General features: G+C 55.3%; 18 protein-coding genes and 1 pseudogene. 17 read left to right on the top strand and 2 right to left on the bottom strand.

All coding sequences use genetic code 11. The features are described from left to right. Nucleotides 1-187: 187 nt before the first annotated feature. The 8 genes from RRU01S_RS24205 (at nt 188) to RRU01S_RS24170 (ending at nt 7078) form a co-directional block, all read left to right on the top strand. A complete protein-coding gene (locus tag RRU01S_RS24205) occupies nt 188-631 on the top strand; it encodes a response regulator (RefSeq protein WP_045232797.1) in 444 nt (147 codons plus the stop codon). Between the two features lie 491 nt (nt 632-1122). Beyond that, entirely contained in the window at nt 1123-1545 is a 423-nt protein-coding gene (locus RRU01S_RS24200; protein ID WP_045232796.1) for an acetyl-CoA carboxylase biotin carboxyl carrier protein, read from the top strand. Then, nucleotides 1542-2927, top strand: coding sequence for an acetyl-CoA carboxylase biotin carboxylase subunit (locus tag RRU01S_RS24195; RefSeq protein ID WP_045232795.1), 1386 nt, complete (start codon nt 1542-1544; stop codon nt 2925-2927). Before RRU01S_RS24200 ends, RRU01S_RS24195 begins: the two co-directional genes overlap by 4 nt. Further along, complete coding sequence (locus tag RRU01S_RS24190; RefSeq protein ID WP_045232807.1) at nt 2924-3340, top strand: hypothetical protein; 417 nt, start codon at nt 2924-2926, stop codon at nt 3338-3340. The genes RRU01S_RS24195 and RRU01S_RS24190 overlap by 4 nt, the downstream gene beginning before the upstream one ends. Continuing rightward, entirely contained in the window at nt 3340-4047 is a 708-nt protein-coding gene (pxpB, locus tag RRU01S_RS24185; protein WP_045232806.1) for a 5-oxoprolinase subunit PxpB, read from the top strand. Before RRU01S_RS24190 ends, pxpB begins: the two co-directional genes overlap by 1 nt. Then, the gene (locus RRU01S_RS24180) at nt 4044-5039 is read left to right on the top strand and encodes a 5-oxoprolinase subunit C family protein (protein WP_045232794.1); all 996 of its coding nucleotides are present in this window, start codon (nt 4044-4046) and stop codon (nt 5037-5039) included. The genes pxpB and RRU01S_RS24180 overlap by 4 nt, the downstream gene beginning before the upstream one ends. An 18-nt stretch (nt 5040-5057) precedes the next feature. After that, nucleotides 5058-5825, top strand: a complete 768-nt coding sequence (locus RRU01S_RS24175) for a 5-oxoprolinase subunit PxpA (protein ID WP_045232793.1) — start codon at nt 5058-5060, stop codon at nt 5823-5825. Nucleotides 5826-5872: 47 nt separating this feature from the next. Further along, entirely contained in the window at nt 5873-7078 is a 1206-nt protein-coding gene (locus tag RRU01S_RS24170; RefSeq protein ID WP_045232792.1) for a pyridoxal phosphate-dependent aminotransferase, read from the top strand. 42 nt (nt 7079-7120) lie between these two features. On the opposite strand, the gene nac is transcribed toward RRU01S_RS24170, so the two are convergent. Continuing rightward, a complete protein-coding gene (nac, locus tag RRU01S_RS24165) occupies nt 7121-8026 on the bottom strand; it encodes a nitrogen assimilation transcriptional regulator NAC (RefSeq protein ID WP_045232791.1) in 906 nt (301 codons plus the stop codon). A 226-nt stretch (nt 8027-8252) separates the two neighbouring features. On the opposite strand from nac, the gene RRU01S_RS24160 reads away from it, so the two are divergent. From RRU01S_RS24160 to RRU01S_RS24130, 7 genes are all read left to right on the top strand, one after another. Continuing rightward, complete coding sequence (locus tag RRU01S_RS24160; protein ID WP_045232790.1) at nt 8253-9032, top strand: SDR family oxidoreductase; 780 nt, start codon at nt 8253-8255, stop codon at nt 9030-9032. Further along, the gene (locus RRU01S_RS24155; RefSeq protein ID WP_045232789.1) at nt 9029-9736 is read left to right on the top strand and encodes an amino acid ABC transporter permease; all 708 of its coding nucleotides are present in this window, start codon (nt 9029-9031) and stop codon (nt 9734-9736) included. Before RRU01S_RS24160 ends, RRU01S_RS24155 begins: the two co-directional genes overlap by 4 nt. Next, entirely contained in the window at nt 9733-10491 is a 759-nt protein-coding gene (locus RRU01S_RS24150; protein WP_045232805.1) for an amino acid ABC transporter permease, read from the top strand. Before RRU01S_RS24155 ends, RRU01S_RS24150 begins: the two co-directional genes overlap by 4 nt. Next, nucleotides 10488-11243: an amino acid ABC transporter ATP-binding protein gene (locus tag RRU01S_RS24145; RefSeq protein ID WP_045232788.1), complete on the top strand. Its 756-nt coding sequence runs from the start codon at nt 10488-10490 to the stop codon at nt 11241-11243. Before RRU01S_RS24150 ends, RRU01S_RS24145 begins: the two co-directional genes overlap by 4 nt. A gap of 32 nt (nt 11244-11275) precedes the next feature. Then, a complete protein-coding gene (locus RRU01S_RS24140) occupies nt 11276-12112 on the top strand; it encodes an ABC transporter substrate-binding protein (RefSeq protein WP_045232787.1) in 837 nt (278 codons plus the stop codon). 101 nt (nt 12113-12213) lie between these two features. Beyond that, nucleotides 12214-12888 (top strand): 4-carboxy-4-hydroxy-2-oxoadipate aldolase/oxaloacetate decarboxylase, encoded by a 675-nt coding sequence (locus tag RRU01S_RS24135; protein ID WP_045232786.1) that lies wholly within the window; start codon nt 12214-12216, stop codon nt 12886-12888. 114 nt (nt 12889-13002) lie between these two features. Then, nucleotides 13003-13338, top strand: coding sequence for an SDR family NAD(P)-dependent oxidoreductase (locus tag RRU01S_RS24130; RefSeq protein WP_045232785.1), 336 nt, complete (start codon nt 13003-13005; stop codon nt 13336-13338). Here RRU01S_RS24130 and RRU01S_RS24125 read toward each other — a convergent pair. Next, nucleotides 13328-14866 (bottom strand): annotated as a pseudogene (locus RRU01S_RS24125) (IS3 family transposase). The gene RRU01S_RS24130 and the pseudogene RRU01S_RS24125 overlap by 11 nt on opposite strands. A gap of 158 nt (nt 14867-15024) precedes the next feature. On the opposite strand from RRU01S_RS24125, the gene RRU01S_RS24120 reads away from it, so the two are divergent. Both RRU01S_RS24120 and RRU01S_RS24115 read left to right on the top strand, forming a co-directional pair. Beyond that, on the top strand, nt 15025-15279 hold the full coding sequence (locus tag RRU01S_RS24120) for a type II toxin-antitoxin system Phd/YefM family antitoxin (protein ID WP_045232784.1): 255 nt from the start codon (nt 15025-15027) through the stop codon (nt 15277-15279). Then, a complete protein-coding gene (locus RRU01S_RS24115) occupies nt 15276-15698 on the top strand; it encodes a type II toxin-antitoxin system VapC family toxin (RefSeq protein WP_045232783.1) in 423 nt (140 codons plus the stop codon). Before RRU01S_RS24120 ends, RRU01S_RS24115 begins: the two co-directional genes overlap by 4 nt. Nucleotides 15699-15873: the final 175 nt, after the last annotated feature.

Below are 15873 nucleotides of genomic sequence, written 5' to 3'. Positions count from 1 at the left end.
TTGGGGTTATTCGAGTGATGCTCATTTCGTGTCTCGCCGCATGAGTGGTTTTTATTGTTAATTGGTGACAGTCGGAATGAGCGCCTTTAGCGCGCAGTGGATGTTCTCCGATTAACGATCAGAATTCAAAGGGATAATAAACTTCGTCGACCTCGGAACGCAACACTGGCTCAGATCTTTAACGAGCATGGATAATGAAACAGTCACAATACTGCCTGAACCAATAGCGCTCGTTGTCGACGATGAGCCTCTTATTCGAATGGATACGGCCGACATTCTGGCAGATGCCGGATATCATGTCATAGAGGCGGCGTCGGCCGATGAGGCGTTTGAAATCCTAGAAAAACATAGTTCCTTGAAGCTGCTTTTCACTGACATTCAGATGCCTGGGGCATTGGACGGAATAGCACTCGCCAACCGTGTCGGCGAGAGATGGCCGCATATACGTGTCATCGTGGCGTCAGGCGCAGTTGTTCCTGCAGAAGGCGCTCTGCCGGAAACTTCCCGATTTCTCAGCAAGCCGCTTGATGCTGTAGTGGTCTTGCAAGTCCTAAAAGACTTCCACAGATCTCGAATTGATGGCGTCGATTTCGCCTCTCCAACGATTAAGACGATGGTAAAGCGGCCATGATTCCATCGTCAGCTTCTCGGACCATTCAGGGTATGGAGGGTTCTTGGCCAGATATCGGTTGAAGTTATGTGCCCCATCATCCCACCAGACTGGACCGCGTTCCCCAAGGGCAACTTTGGCTGCATCCACTTTCTTTAGAGCTACGTCCATGGCTGGTGGACCTGCCGATGTATCGCGAACTGCCCGGTGTGCAGTCATCAAATCCCTAACCATTTCAATCGCTGTGAGACATCGGATAAGCTATCTTCACGAAATTCATTGCATATGGGCGCTTGCGAGTAAGTCGGCCGGCGGTTCGTAACCTATCAAGAGCTTAAGTAAGATCGCTTTTGTCGCGGCAACGTGACCATTTTTAGAGCCATCCCTTTAGGGCCATCAAAAGTTCTTCTGACCCCATTGTGATAACGCTCATGCTACAAAACGGCGTGCCGAACGCGCCATGCCTTCTTGTACATGTCTCGTTAGCGGCTTGCACATTGTCAGGTATTCTTATGGACTTGCCGAAGATAAAAACGCTGATCGATTTCGTAGGGCGTTCTAACGTGACCGAACTTTCGGTGACGGAAAAAGACGTAACGGTTCGAATCATCAAGTCAGTCAATCAGCCTTTCCAAGCCCATCGGTTGCCCGTGAATGAAGCTGTCCAGCCTGAAGAACAGGCAAAATCCGTCAGCTCTTCGGCAGCGAAAGTGCATTCGCCCATCTTCGGTGTTCTTCATCGCGCTTCTGCACCGGGCGCTGAGCCCTTCGTCAAGTTGGGCGATCTGGTTCAGGAAGGGCAAACGCTTTTCATCATCGAAGCAATGAAGGTATTCAACAAGGTTTCTGCGCCCTGCGCTGGTCGGATTTTGTTTCTTACGGACGTCGATGGCTGCGAAGTGGACGCCAATGATCTTCTTGCGGAGATTGGATGATGGAAACGAATTTCGACCGTTCCGCGCCGGGTTTCGATACGGTTTTGATAGCAAACCGCGGTGAAATCGCCGCGCGCATCCAGCGCGCCTGTCATGAACTGGGACTGCGGACTGTCGGTATCTGCTCTGAAGCAGATAAGGCAGCATCTTATGGTGATACCGTCGACACGTTTCTATGCGTCGGACCCGCAAATGCTGGAAAGAGCTATCTCAATCAGGATGCGCTTTTGCTTGCTGCCAGGCTGACCGGTGCCGGCGCGGTTCATCCCGGATACGGCTTCTTGTCCGAGAATTCTGCGTTTGCAGCCGCAGTTGAACGGGCCGGGCTCGCCTTCATCGGGCCGAGCGCCCAGTCTATCTCGACAATGGGCGATAAAATCGCGGCGAAACGTGCGATGATCGCCGCTGGTGTGCCTTGTGTACCAGGTCCTGACACTGCGCTACCTGAAGATGCTGATGAAATCACACGAATTGCCGATGAGATCGGCTTCCCTGTGATCATCAAAGCTGCCGGCGGCGGCGGCGGGCGCGGCATGAGGGTCATTCATGACCGGGCCGACGTACGTGAAGCCGCCGCGCTGACGCGAGAAGAGGCGCGTCAGGCCTTCGGCAACGCTGAGCTTTACATCGAGAAGTTTCTTCAACATCCGCGGCACGTTGAAATTCAGATCTTGTGCGACACACATGGTGACGCCGTCTGGCTTGGCCATCGCGATTGTTCCATGCAAAGACGCCATCAGAAGGTCGTCGAAGAGGCTCCGGCGCCCGGAATTTCTCTGGACGTGATCGGTCCCGTCGGTCTGGCATGCGTAAACGCCTGCAAACAAATCGGATATCGCGGTGTCGGCACATTCGAATTTCTGTTCGAGGAAGGGAATTTCTACTTCATCGAAATGAACACGAGATTGCAGGTTGAACACCCGGTCACGGAAATGACCAGCGGTGTCGACATTGTTCAATCGCAGATCAAAGTCGCCTTGGGGCAGAAACTGGCATTCGATCAGGATGCGGTCCTGTGTGAAGGACATTCTTTTGAGTGTCGCATCAATGCAGAGGATCCACACACATTCCTGCCTTCTGCTGGCGTCGTAGCGGATATCGTCTGGCCGCATAGTGATGGTGTGCGGGTCGATACTCATATTTATGAGGGATACAAAGTCTCTCCCTACTACGACTCGCTGATCGCCAAGTTGATCGTGCATGCACCGACAAGAGCCGAGGCAATTGCCAAAATGAGGGTAGCGCTTGCGGAGACCCGTCTGGAAGGCATCTCCACGAACCTCCCACTTTTGCGGGCGCTCTTTGAGGAGGCTGCCTTCGTTGAGGGCGAGACCGATATCCACTTTCTGGAGCAATGGCTCAAATCATGGAGCGCGCCATGAGCAAGCTTGACCTCACGGACACAGTCACCCTTGCAGTGCTGACCGACATGCTGACGGCGGCTGGCGTGGAAGGACTGGAGATCAAAACAGCTGACAAGCAGCTTCGGCTTTTCATTCCAACTTCCGGCAAGACGGGAGCATCATCCGCTGTAGACGCAAAAGTGGGGACAGGAAGTGCCCGTAAAGCCATGGTGAAAGCGCCGACGGCTGGCCAGTTCCAGACCTTAAACACAATCGACGAGAAGCCATTCCCGAGGCAAGTGGCCTCGAATGAGGTCGTTGGTTCTGTTCGAATAGGGCTTGTTCTCGTCCCTGTGATCGCCAAGTGCGCAGGATTGCTGCTCAATCCGCTTGTAAAGCAGGACGATCTTGTCGGCTACGGTGATCCTCTCTTTGATATCGAGCTTCAATGATGATTGCGACTTCAAGCATCCTCACCACGCAGGCCCTGCAGGTCCACCCAGCCAAAGGACAGGCGCGCGTATCGTTTATCGGATCGCGATCCATCCTTCTGGAAGCGCCGGGTGAGTTCGATCTAGCTGCACAACGCTGGATCTGGGCTCTGTCTCAGATAGCGGGTGCCTGGCCGGATGTTGCAGAGGTCATTCCCGGAATGACCAACCTGCTGACCATTCTCAAAGAAACTCCAGAAAGCCCTGAGGCAGTGGCGGATCGTCTGCTGAACGCGTGGGACAACGCTTCCAGCGTGGATCTGGCAGGAAAGACGGTCGAGATACCCGTTCATTATGGCGGGGAATACGCCACGGATCTTGCCGCGCTGTGTGACTTTTCGGGTCTGAGCGACCGGGATGTAGTACGTATTCATTATGAAGCAACCTATCGTGTGTTCGCACTCGGCAGTGCGCCGGGTTTCGGCTATCTGCACGGCTTGGATGCACGCATATACATGCCACGAAAAACTGTGCCATCGATCAAGATGGAAAGAGGGTGTGTGACAATCGGTGGCATGCAGACAGGCGTCGCCATGCTGACAGGTCCCAACGGCTGGAACTCGATCGGTTATGCGGATCTGCAAATGTTTGATCCCTCCGCCGCTACTCCTGCGCTTCTTGCGCCGGGTGACACGGTTCACTTTGTTCCAGCAAGGATTGAGTTGTGATCGAGATCATCGAAACAGGCCCATTCAACACTGTTCAGGATTTGGGTCGTCCGGGCTACCGTAACATCGGAGTTACGGCTGGTGGCGCGATGGATCCGCTGGCCCTGCAAATCGCCAATATTCTTGTCGGAAACGCCGATAACCTCGCCGCCGTCGAGGTGCAGACATTTCCATTCAAGCTTCGGTTTCTGGGGCCATCCATGTTTGCGGTGACTGGAGCAGATGGTCGCCCATTGCTGAATGGCCGGGAGCTTTTACCCTGGTGTGCCAATGTCGCAAACGAGGGTGATGTTTTGGAGCTGAGCTCTCCACCTCGTCTTGCCCGTGCTTATTTCGCCGTGGCTGGCGGGGTGGATGTGCCTGTCTTGATGGGGTCTCGCAGCACGGCCTTGCGTGGTAATTTCGGTGGTTTGGAAGGACGACCGCTCCAGAAAAATGACAGGCTTTCCATAGGAACGCAGGTCAATCACTTGCCTTTGCCTGAGAGCGGGCTTGCGGTCATCCAGCCATCGCAGGCAATGGCGGATGCTTTCCAGCCAATTGTCGATGGAGTGTTACAGATCCGGGCCATTCCCGCTGGTGAACATCATCTGTTTGCCGATGATGCGGAAGCATTCTGGAGCCAAATCTGGCGCATTTCCTCGCGCAGTGACCGCACTGGCTACCGCCTTTCCGGCGATCCTATCAAGCCGACCGAAGTCGTTGAGATGCGCTCGCATGGTGTCGTCCCCGGCGTCGTACAGGTTCCGCCGGGCGGGGAGCCTATCATCCAGATGAGCGACGCGAACACGGCCGGTGGTTATCCGAAAATTGCCGGTGTGATCGAGGCCGATCTCTGGCGGTTGGGACAGGCACGTGCCGGAGGCAAGATCAGATTTGTCCGCTCCAGTCATGAGGAGGCGCGCTGGGTAGAGCAGGCAGTTGCGCGCTACGTCGAAGATATCAGACAAACCGTACCGACGGTCAAACGCGCGCTCAACGCGCTGACTTGAGGACGAGGGGAGGACTTTATGAAGATCGATCTCAACTCCGACATGGGCGAAGGTTTTGGCCCCTACCGGCTGTGCGATGACGAGGCGATGATGAAGCTCATTTCTTCGGCCAACATCGCCTGCGGATTTCATGGAGGCGATCCTGATACGATGGCGCGGATGGTTCGGCTTGCGAAGCAGAACGGCGTCGGCATCGGCGCGCATCCTGGTCTGCCGGATCGTGCAGGTTTTGGTCGTCGCGAATTGCCGTTTCAGGCGGATGAGCTCCGCCAGCAGATGCTCTACCAGCTCGGCGCATTGATCGCTATTGCCAGATGCGAAGGCGTGAATGTCGGGCATATCAGCTTTCATGCGGCGATGGGCAACATGGTCAATCGAGACCCTGCTCTGGCTGACATGATGATGGATGCCATCTCAATGGTAGACCCGGAGCTTGTGGTGTTCGTCACGCCGGAAAGCGAAATCGAACGGGCGGCAAAACGGGCCAAGCTGAAGACGCTGGCGCTTTTTCTGGCCGACCGGGCCTATGACGCCAAGGGGAGCCTCGTCGCTCGGGGCCTTCCGGGTGCGCTGGTCAAGGACGAGGTCTCGGTGCGCGCGCGTGTCCGCCGCTTCCTGACGGATGGCACTGTCGAGGCTATCGACGGTACCATTATTCCCATGGCAGCCCGATCCATTCTGGTTCACAGCGATACCCCTGGCTCGCTGGAGCTTGCCGGTGTTGTGCGCAGTGAAATCATCAATTCAGGGGCGACACTTACGAACGCCTCGGAACTCGCATCTTAACGGGCCTTATGCGCCCCGCTTTTCTGTCTTACTGAAGGATCACGTCGATGCCCTCAACAGCCGATCGATTGAAGAATGTCTCTATTTCCGCGTCTGCCGCCATGACGCAGCGCGCCAGAGAGCTCGCCGCCCAAGGGATTAAAGTGGTGAGCCTGTCATCTGGCGAACCTGATTTTCCAACACCAAGCCATGCCATCGAGGCCGCACACGAAGCTGCTCTTGGCGGACAAACCAAGTATCCGCCTATGGACGGGACGCCGGACCTCAAGGCCGCTATCGCGCAAAAATTCAAGCGAGACAACAATCTGACCTACGACGCCAGCCAGATCATCGTATCCGGTGGCGGCAAGCAGGTAATCTTCAACGCAATGCTGGCGACCTGTAATCCGGGTGATGAGGTGGTCATTCCCACACCGTCATGGGTCAGCTATGCCGACATCGTCAAATTTGCTGGTGGTGTTCCCGTCGCTGTTCCCTGTTTCGAGCAGACGGGTTTCAAGCTTCGCCCGGAAGATCTGGAAGCGGCGATCACGCCGCGGACAAAGTGGCTTTTCCTGAATTTTCCGAATAATCCGACAGGCTCAGCATGCTCTAGGGTCGAGATGGCGGCGATTGCGGAAGTCATGTTACGTCATCCGCATGTCTGGATCCTGACTGACGATATCTACGAGCATCTCGTTTACGACGGTTTCGAGTTCGGTACGATTGCCGATGTCGAGCCCCGGCTTTACGATCGCGTACTGACCATGAATGGAGTATCAAAAGCATATGCGATGACCGGCTGGCGGCTGGGCTACTGCGCCAGCGGCTCGAAGGAACTGATTGCTGCCATCAGCAACGTCAATGGCCAGAACAGCGGCGGCATCGCTACCGTTTCTCAAGCCGCGGCGATTGCAGCTTTGGATGGTCCCCAGGATTTGCTCAAGGAGCGAGCTGACATTTACCGCGAGCGGCGTGATTTCGTCCTTGATAAACTGAAGGGAATCGATGGCATTCGGTGCCATAAACCGGAAGGCGCCTTCTATTTGTATCCCAACATGTCAGGCCTGATCGGGAAGACCACGAAAGGTGGTCGGAAGATCGAAAATGACGTGGATTTCGTGATGGGACTGGTCGAGGAGCACCACGTCGCAACCGTACAGGGTGCCGCTTATGGGATGAGCCCGTATTTCCGCATATCTTACGCGACAAGCATGGAGATGCTGGGCGAAGGCTGCGCACGTATCGCTCAGTACTGCCACGATATGCGTTGATTTCTATCCGGTGCATGGCCCGCTCCGTCGGGCCGTTAACCCTTAAAGCTTCAGTTTTTCAGTCAGCTCGATCAGAATGTCTTTGACCGCAAACGCAGGCTCCGACAACGAGTTCTGGTCAGAGGTACAGAGTGATAAAGTCTCTTCGATACGGGGAGAGAGGAGCCGGCAGATCAAGGGTTCCTTACTCTCGGAGACGATGCGGTCAGCAATCGCCTTTGGCATAATGGTAGCGCCAAGGCCATTCGCAACTGCGCGGGCAAGCGTTCTGACGATTTCTACTTCCGCGACGACTTTAAGATTGATGCGGCTTCGGGTGAACGCCGTATCGACTGCCCGGCGAACGAAGTTATAAGCTGGTGGCATCAGCATCGGGAGACCATCAAGGGCAGCGATCGGCACCGGTTTTACATCAGCCTCGATGGCGAAATCTCGATGTGCGACCAGATAGAATTCTTCACTGAGCAAAGGCTCGAAACGCACACCCTTGATTGGACCGACGCCGTGGATCAGCGCCAATTCAAGGCGGCCGTTCATGATCATCTGGCTATAGGTCTGCCCGACGCTTTCCGTTAGATGGATTAGAATACCGGGGTGACGCTTTCGTGTTTCGGCGAGAAGATCGACCGACAGCGTCGCCGCACTGCTGAACGGCACGAGACCAACGGAAACACGTCCTGCGATAGAGTTTCCGGCTGCCGATGCATCCGCCTGTGCCTGGTCCATTTGCCGAAGAATGATCTGCGCGTGCCTGTAAACCGCATGGCCCGCATCCGTCATCGTCACGCCCTGTTGGCTGCGTATCAGAAGCTTTTGCCCGAAATGCTCTTCGAGTGCGGCGAGCTGCTGGCTGAGCGCTGGCTGTGCCAGATGCAAAATGTCAGCGGCCCGAGTAATGCTGCCACTGTCCACGATGACTGTAAATGATTTAAAACGCCTGATGTCCATGCCAATAAAACTGCTTTGTGATGGGCGGAGCTTATCCGTTCGCGATCATTTTGCAATCGGCATCGTCGTTTAGCCGCATGCGCTCACGTAATTTCAAGGCTGACTGAGAGCGCTGAAACACAGCTTTTGAAGCTCCATAAAACTTCCTTATTACCTCAAAAGTAATCGGTCTTAGGCAAGCGAGAAAAGCTTCGCTAAGCTCCATGGCAACAATAAGGGGATCACAATGCCATTCTCCGATTACAAGACCGCATTGGTCACCGGCGCATCGTCCGGTATCGGCGCCGCCATCGTTGAGCGGTTCCGCCGCGAAAACATTGAAGTCCACGCGATCGCCCGCAGTGCCGAGGCATTGAACCAATTGGCTCAGCGCACAGGCTGTATCGCCCATGTCATCGATGTCACGGATCGGGCAGCCATCTCTGATCTGGCAAACCAGGTGCAGTTCGATATCCTCGTCAACAATGCCGGTGTGGATCGCCCGAAGAAATTCCTGCAGGCCGATGCAGATGACATTGATCTCCTCGTCGACGTAAACCTGCGCGCCGTCCTCCACATTTGCCGTCTTATCGTGCCGGGCATGGTGGAGCGCGACCGCGGACACGTCATCAACATCTCCTCCATTGCCGGGAATTACAATTTCGGCGGAAACTCCACGTACCATGCCGTCAAGGCTGGCGTTGCCATGCTGTCGAACCAGCTGCGGCTGGATGCATTTGGCAAGCGTGTTCGCGTCACGGAAATCTGCCCGGGTCGTGTGGCGACGGATATTTTCAACCATGTTCACGGCAATGATCCAAGCATACGCGAGCGCTTTATCGATGGCTTCGAGTTGCCGAAGGCCGAAGATATTGCCGATGCCATCGCTTTTGCCATTGCCGCACCGGTTGCGGTCAATATCGGACATATGGAAATCACCCCGACGCTTCAGGTGATGGGTGGTCTGCAAACGGCCAGACCGCAGGCTGCAGGCGATGCTGGTGCATTGCAGGAGCTAAAGCCGTGAAGGGCTTTGACCTCTGGGCGATCTTGAGCAATCAGGAATACATTGGGATGCTTATCCACGGCATCGAGATGACATTCGTCATCTTCCTCGGGTCGTGGTCGCTGGCGATGTCGCTGGCACTCATCTTGCTCTGCATCCGGTTTTCACCCTTCCGCTTCGGAGACCGCATTGTCGCTGCATACGTCTCCTACCATCGCAATGTGCCGACGTTGGTGCAATTGATGCTCTGGTATTTCGGCATCTTTACGCTGCTGCCCTCTGGCTTGACCAATTGGCTGACCGACCACAATGCCGAAGCCATTTTCGCCGTTGTGGGGCTGGGCCTTTGCCAAGCTGCCTATTTCAGTGAAGATTTACGCTCCGGTCTCCGCTCGGTTGGCTCGGGTCAGATGGAAGCCGCCAAGGCTCTGGGTCACGGATACATCTCGGCCATGCGTTTCATCATCATGCCGCAAGGCGTGCGCAATGCCCTTCCACCACTCATTAATCACAGTGTGTCCCTGTTCAAGAACAGCAGTCTGGCTCTCGTCATTGGCGCGTCCGAACTGACGCATGCGATCAAGGAAATCGAAAATCTCAGCTTCCAGACCTTTGAGATCTATCTGGTCGGCACCGTCCTCTACCTGTTCTTCTCCCTGCTGATCATGGGGGCCGGTTCCTATCTGTCGATGCGCCTCGATCCGGTATGGAGGGCGCGCGCATGATCGGCGAGATGATCACCATCGTTCAGGACAACTGGCTGCTGTTGTTGATCGGCCAGTATCCAAACGGCCCGCTTGGCGGTCTGGCGAACACCATCATTCTTTCAGCGCTTGCCATCCTGCTGGCTTTCCCAGTCAGCATTCTCATGGCGCTGGCGCGCTTATCCAAGTGGCGGGTCTTGCGCTTGCCAGCGACCGTGTTGGTTTATGTCACGCGCGGTGTGCCACTGCTCATGCTCATCTTGTGGGCCTATTTCCTGATCCCGCTCTGGACAGGTGCGGATGTACCGAGTTTCGCCATCATGCTGGCAACGCTGGTGGTCTATCAGGGCGCGTTTCTCAGTGAAGTCGTCAGAGGCGGTATCGTTGCCCTCGGTGCCGGTCAGATGGATGCCGCAAGGGCACTTGGTCACAGCTATCTGGGTGCCATGCGCTTCATCATACTGCCGCAGGCCCTCTACAATATGATCCCCAGCATGATTTCGACTTTCGTCGCCACGATCAAGGACACCACGCTCGGCTATGTTATCAATGTGCCGGACCTGACCTTTGCGGCCAGCCAGGTCAACAACCAGCTTCTGACGCAGCCCTTCCAGGTCTTCCTCATTCTGGCCATCGTCTATTACGCCATCTGCTGGAGCCTGACCTATCTCGCCAACACAGTCGAGCGCCGCATTGCCAAGCGTCGCGCAGGCGTGGTCGCTCGCCCGCAGCAGGCGGCCTTGGCGCAGGCAAAAATCTTAACGGAGCAGCCATGACAGTATCTTCGACAGAACAGACAATCCGTATTTCGAATGTCTGCAAGAGCTATGGCGACTATCAGGTTTTGAAGAATGTGGACGCGGAAGTCGCGCGCGGAGAGGTGGTCGTCATTTGCGGGCCCTCCGGCTCGGGCAAATCCACGCTCATCCGCACTGTCAACCGGCTTGAGGAGATTAACAGCGGGTCCATCACGCTTGACGGTCAGGACATTCACGCAGCGACGAAGACGAGGGAACTCAACCTTCTGCGCAGCCGCGTCGGTTTCGTCTTTCAGAGTTTCAATCTGTTCCCGCATCTATCGGTTTTAGAGAACGTCACGATCTCGCCAATCCGTGTCAAAGGCGTTTCACCGGCGGCGGCGCAGGAAAAGGCAACAAAGCTGCTCGACCGGGTGGGGCTGTCTGACAAGGCGGGCGCCTATCCGGGTCAGTTGTCTGGTGGTCAGCAGCAGCGAGTCGCGATTGCACGCGCGCTTGCCATGGAGCCACCCGTCATGCTGTTCGATGAGCCGACGAGCGCGCTCGACCCCGAAATGGTCGGCGAAGTTCTGGCCGTCATGAAGGGGCTGGCCTCAGAAGGCATGACTATGCTGTGCGTCACACATGAAATGGGCTTCGCCCGTGAAGTTGCCGATCGCATCTGGTTCATCGACGCCGGTGAAATTCTTGAAAAAGCGACGCCAGAAGAGTTTTTCAAGACCCCCCGCCATCCGCGCGCGCAGCGGTTCCTGTCCGATCTGCGCCACTGATACCAAGCAAAATCATAAGAGGAGAACAAGAAATGAACTGGAAATCCCTGACACTGACGGCGATCCTTGCCTCTACAGTGCTTGCCTCGCCAGCGGCTGCCGATCAGCTGGACACCATCATGAACAACAAGGTACTGCGTTGCGCGACCTTCGCGGATGTCGTTCCCTTTGCCGCACCCGATCCGAAAACCCGCGAAATGGCTGGCTTCGACGTCGATCTGTGCAACGCCATCGCCAAGGAACTGGGCGTGAAGGCCGAAGTCAAGCCGGTTTCGGTCGAAGCCCGTGTACCAGAGGTAAAGCTCGGTCGTGTCGATATCACCGTTGCCAACCTCGCTTACACACAAAGCCGGGCCGAGCAGATCCAGTTCTCCGACCCCTATTATCTGGCTAAGGAAATGCTGATCGTTCCTGTGGATGATGCGGGCAAGAAGAAGGCCGATTATGAAGGCCAGCGTGTGGCCTCGACCAAGGGCTCTACATCTGAAATGTCGATCAAGCTCAACAAGTCCGATCCGTTGACATTCCAGGATACAGCTTCCGCTTACCTCGCCGTCCAACAGGGCAAGGCGCGCGGCATGGTCGCCAACACGATGACGACGACGAAGTTCGTCAACGAATCCAAGACCAAGGGTAAACCAATGCGGATGATCGAGGAGCCGATGCTGTATCAGCCAATCGGCATCGGCATGGCAAAGGATAATCCCAAGCTGACGGCAAAGATCAACGAAGTCCTTCGCAAGCTGGATTCTGACGGCGAGATCAACAAGATTTGGGACAAGTGGCTCGGACCGAACACCGAGTACAAGATGTCCCGAACCGACAAGGTCGTTCCGCTGTCCGAGCTGAAGTTCGACCCGATTCCCTGATGCTGCCGGGCAAAGCCACGGCCACAATCTGAACCACAGCACTTAGACTTAATAAAAGCGGCGGGACGCTCCCGCCGCCGTCCTTACCATGGGAGGTTTTTATGATCCACATTAAAGATATCGCAGAACGGCCGAGCAAGGCAGACATCGACGCGCTTTCGAAGTTTTCGCCAGCCACCATTCACGAGGCACAGGGCCGTAAAGGTGCACTTTCCTCCCGTCTTAAGCCGGTTGATTACCGGATGAAACTGTGTGGCCCTGCATTCACGGTCAAGTGCGCGCCGCGCGACAACATTATGCTGCAACTGGCGATCAACTACGCCAAGCCCGGTGACATCATCGTCGTTTCCGCCGGTGAGTACGAGGAAGCTGGCTCCTTCGGTGACGTGCTGGCCAACGCCTGCCTTGCCAAGGGTATAGGCGGTCTGGTCACGGACACAGGCGTACGTGACACGCTACAATTGAGAGACCTTGGTTTCCCTGTGTTTTCGCTCAGCGTCTGCATCAAGGGTACGGTCAAGGAGACGATCGCAGCGGTCAATGACAGCATCATCATTGGTGGTGAGATCATCAATCCCGGTGACATCATCGTGGGCGACGCGGACGGGCTCGTGGTCGTGCGTCGGGAAGATGCGCAAGAGTCGGCTAGACTTTCTCAAATCCGTGAAGACGCTGAAGCAGGTTATATCGAAGCCTACAAGCAGGGCAAATCGGTTATCGAAGTTAGCAATCTGGAGCCTGTTTTGAAGGCAAAAGGTCTCGTTATCGATATCTGATCTTCAAGAACTGCACGAAATGCATGAGGCGTTTCGTGCTCTCCCACCCGAACGGCGTAACGCTCTTTACGCCGTTTTGCTCATGCAGTCCGTTGTTGAGGGAACGAGGTTCCGATGACTTTTCCACTTTTTGACCTTTCCGGTTCACGTGTCCTGATCACGGGTTCTTCGCAGGGGATCGGGCTGGCGCTCGCCAAAGGAATGATCGACCACGGCGCGTCGGTGGTTCTGAATGGTCGCGACACGGTCAAACTCGCCGAAGCAGCGGCAGCTCTGAAAACGGAAACAGGCGTTTCTGTCGAAACCGCAGATTTCGACGTGACCAATGAGGAAGCCGTTAACCGCGGTGTCGCATCCATCGAGCAAAATGCAGGCCCTATCTGTTGGTTTCCATGCGGAACTGAGCCGGTTGGGGGTGCGGATAAAAGGTTGGACTGCTTCATAATTTAAGGCCGAGGCTCTTACGGTATTCGACCGGGCTGAGCGATCCCAGTGATATCTTGATACGCTTCTCATTGTACTAGCGGATATAGGCATCCACCTCGGCGACGAACTGTTCGATTGTAATAGCCTTCCAGTCTCGGGGATAGAAGAGTTCGGTTTTCATCCGACCGAAGAAGCCTTCGCAGGCGGCGTTGTCTTGCGAGCAACCCTTTCGGGACATTGAACGAACCAGTTTCGCTTCGCTGATCCGTGTCAGCCAGCCGGGCCAGCGATAATGAGCTCCGCGATCGGAATGGTCAATTGGCCGTTCCTCTGCTTCAGTCACGGTCTCAATGGCTGCATCCAGCATAGTATTGACCAGCTCCGCATCTGGTTTCGTTCCAATCGACCAACTGATGACCATGCCGTCGAAGCAATCGATGATAGGCGAAAGGTAGACCTTCCCAGCTGGGATCTGGAACTCGGTGATGTCTGTCAGCCACTTCACATTCGGCGCTTTTGCATGAAAGTCGCGATTGATCAGGTTGTCAGGGGCCGGACTGATTTCTCCCAGGTACGATCCGGAACGCCGTCGGCGCGGTCGGGCAACGACCAGTTGCTCCTGCTTCATCAAGCGCTGAACAACCTTTTCCAAGATTATCATGCTCTGTCTGGCCAGGGACGCCTGTAGTCTCCGATAGCCGTAGCAACGACGGTTCGCTTCAAAGATTTCCGTAAGGCTGTGGCGGACGGCGGCATACTTGTCTGCCAGACACATGCGCATACGATGGTAAAAGTAGGAGCTTCGGGCAATTCGTAGCTGGGCGAGCAGTTCTGGCAAGCGGTAAACTTCCTTTAGGGCGTCAATTAGCTGTGTCTTCTCGCGATTACTCAGGATCAGCAGATCGACGCCCAGACCTTTTTTTAAAAGTTCATTGGCCTTCTTCAGGAGATCATGTTCGAGTTGCAACTGGCGGACATCACGCTGTAGAGCTTCAAGCTGTCGCTCGAGTGCCTCACGTTGTGGCGCTTTGGAGTTGGCTTTGCGGCGTTTCATGGATGAAGAAGCCTCATGACCGAGTAGCTGGTCTTTCCAGCTATACAATGTCGGTCTTGAAACGCCCAGCCGATCAGCTACCTGCTGAGCGCTTTCATCTCCACTGCATAGTCCGATGACCCCCGCTTGCCGGACCTCTTCGGAATAGCCAGGGTGCCAAGATCGACCAACCATTGATGCTCGCGTTTCCGGAAAGGCTTCCCGGACCCATGCGGTGAGAGTTCCTCGACCAGGGTAGCCAAGCGCCCTCATCGTCACAGAGATGCAGCGATCATTGGTGCGGTAATGCTCAAGTGCCGCCTGCTTCTGACTCTCGGAATACTTCGGCGCGCGAGCTACCGGCTGAATACGCAGGTCGAGATGTTGTACGTATTCGCGGTACCAGCCCCTTAGCGCATTCTTTGTGGGATAACCCAACTGGCGAATGGTCCCGTTAAGTCGCTTGCCAAACCTGATGTAAAGCTCAACGGCTCGAAGTCTGTCTGCGTAGGAATACATGAACTACCTCCTGGTGGTCCAAGTTTTCGTCCGCATCCCTTACCGGGTCACTTCTCAGTGGCAATCAACACCCTAGGCTAGGCCAGACACGCAAGCGGACATTGCGCAGGGCAATTAAAGGCGCTATATGTAAGCACGTTTCTACATGGGAGGCGCATATGGCCACTATCAGCTTGACCAGCCGCGAATTGAATCATGATGTTGGCAGAGCGAAAAAAGCTGCTGAAGCTGGACCTGTCGTCATCACTGATCGAGGTAGACCTTCGCACGTGTTGATGACATATGGTGAGTTTGAGCGTCTCACAGGCAAGCGTCACAATCTGGTGGATGCGCTTTCAATGCCTGGATTGTCGGATATCGATTTTGATCCGTCTCGATCGGTCATTGCAACTCGAAAAGTTGATCTGTCTTGAAATATCTGCTCGATACGAACGTTGTCTCTGAGCTTCGCAAGGTTGGTGACGGTCGAGCTGATCTAAACGTGACGGCTTGGCTAAGCGGGCAGGATTCCCGTGATTTATACATCTCTGCTATAACCATTCTGGAGCTTGAGCGAGGGATACTTAGCATCCAACTGCGTGACGTTGAGCAGGGCGCTCGCTTACGAACATGGATGGATAGCCGAGTTCGCCCGGAGTTTGCTCAGCGCATCGTTGCTATCGATGAAGCAATCGCGACGCGGTGTGCCCACTTGCACATTCCGGATCGCCGAAATGAAGCTGATGCACTCATTGCGGCCACGGCAGTCGTGCACGAGCTCGTGGTCGTTACACGCAACATTAGAGACTTCGAGGGGACTGGCGTCATTCTCGTCGACCCGTGGCGCGCCTGAGGAAAAGCGCGTAGAGCAACTCAGTCGAGTTCGTTACAATACAGAGTCTGCGGTTCAGCTCCTTCAAGAGCAGGGTTACATGACAGCGTGGTGGGGGACCGAGTCTGGAGCGCACCCCATTTCACCGGACATGTCGGCTAGGTTGATTTAGCCCTGACTGCCGAGGGAAAGCCAA

This window comes from Agrobacterium rubi TR3 = NBRC 13261, from assembly GCF_000739935.1.
In the GTDB taxonomy this organism is placed as follows: domain Bacteria; phylum Pseudomonadota; class Alphaproteobacteria; order Rhizobiales; family Rhizobiaceae; genus Agrobacterium; species Agrobacterium rubi.
This window is presented reverse-complemented; position numbering and strand designations above follow the sequence as displayed.

Bases quoted from the DNA above. Each gene is read 5' to 3' on its own strand.
- RRU01S_RS24135 (WP_045232786.1), top strand. From the start codon at position 12,214: ATGATCCACATTAAAGATATCGCAGAACGGCCGAGCAAGGCAGACATC.
- RRU01S_RS24150 (WP_045232805.1), top strand. From the start codon at position 9,733: ATGATCGGCGAGATGATCACCATCGTTCAGGACAACTGGCTGCTGTTG.
- pxpB (WP_045232806.1), top strand. From the start codon at position 3,340: ATGATTGCGACTTCAAGCATCCTCACCACGCAGGCCCTGCAGGTCCAC.
- RRU01S_RS24140 (WP_045232787.1), top strand. From the start codon at position 11,276: ATGAACTGGAAATCCCTGACACTGACGGCGATCCTTGCCTCTACAGTG.
- nac (WP_045232791.1), bottom strand. From the start codon at position 8,026: ATGGACATCAGGCGTTTTAAATCATTTACAGTCATCGTGGACAGTGGC.
- RRU01S_RS24200 (WP_045232796.1), top strand. From the start codon at position 1,123: ATGGACTTGCCGAAGATAAAAACGCTGATCGATTTCGTAGGGCGTTCT.
- RRU01S_RS24175 (WP_045232793.1), top strand. From the start codon at position 5,058: ATGAAGATCGATCTCAACTCCGACATGGGCGAAGGTTTTGGCCCCTAC.
- RRU01S_RS24205 (WP_045232797.1), top strand. From the start codon at position 188: ATGGATAATGAAACAGTCACAATACTGCCTGAACCAATAGCGCTCGTT.
- RRU01S_RS24195 (WP_045232795.1), top strand. From the start codon at position 1,542: ATGATGGAAACGAATTTCGACCGTTCCGCGCCGGGTTTCGATACGGTT.
- RRU01S_RS24145 (WP_045232788.1), top strand. From the start codon at position 10,488: ATGACAGTATCTTCGACAGAACAGACAATCCGTATTTCGAATGTCTGC.
- RRU01S_RS24120 (WP_045232784.1), top strand. From the start codon at position 15,025: ATGGCCACTATCAGCTTGACCAGCCGCGAATTGAATCATGATGTTGGC.
- RRU01S_RS24170 (WP_045232792.1), top strand. From the start codon at position 5,873: ATGCCCTCAACAGCCGATCGATTGAAGAATGTCTCTATTTCCGCGTCT.
- RRU01S_RS24190 (WP_045232807.1), top strand. From the start codon at position 2,924: ATGAGCAAGCTTGACCTCACGGACACAGTCACCCTTGCAGTGCTGACC.
- RRU01S_RS24160 (WP_045232790.1), top strand. From the start codon at position 8,253: ATGCCATTCTCCGATTACAAGACCGCATTGGTCACCGGCGCATCGTCC.
- RRU01S_RS24130 (WP_045232785.1), top strand. From the start codon at position 13,003: ATGACTTTTCCACTTTTTGACCTTTCCGGTTCACGTGTCCTGATCACG.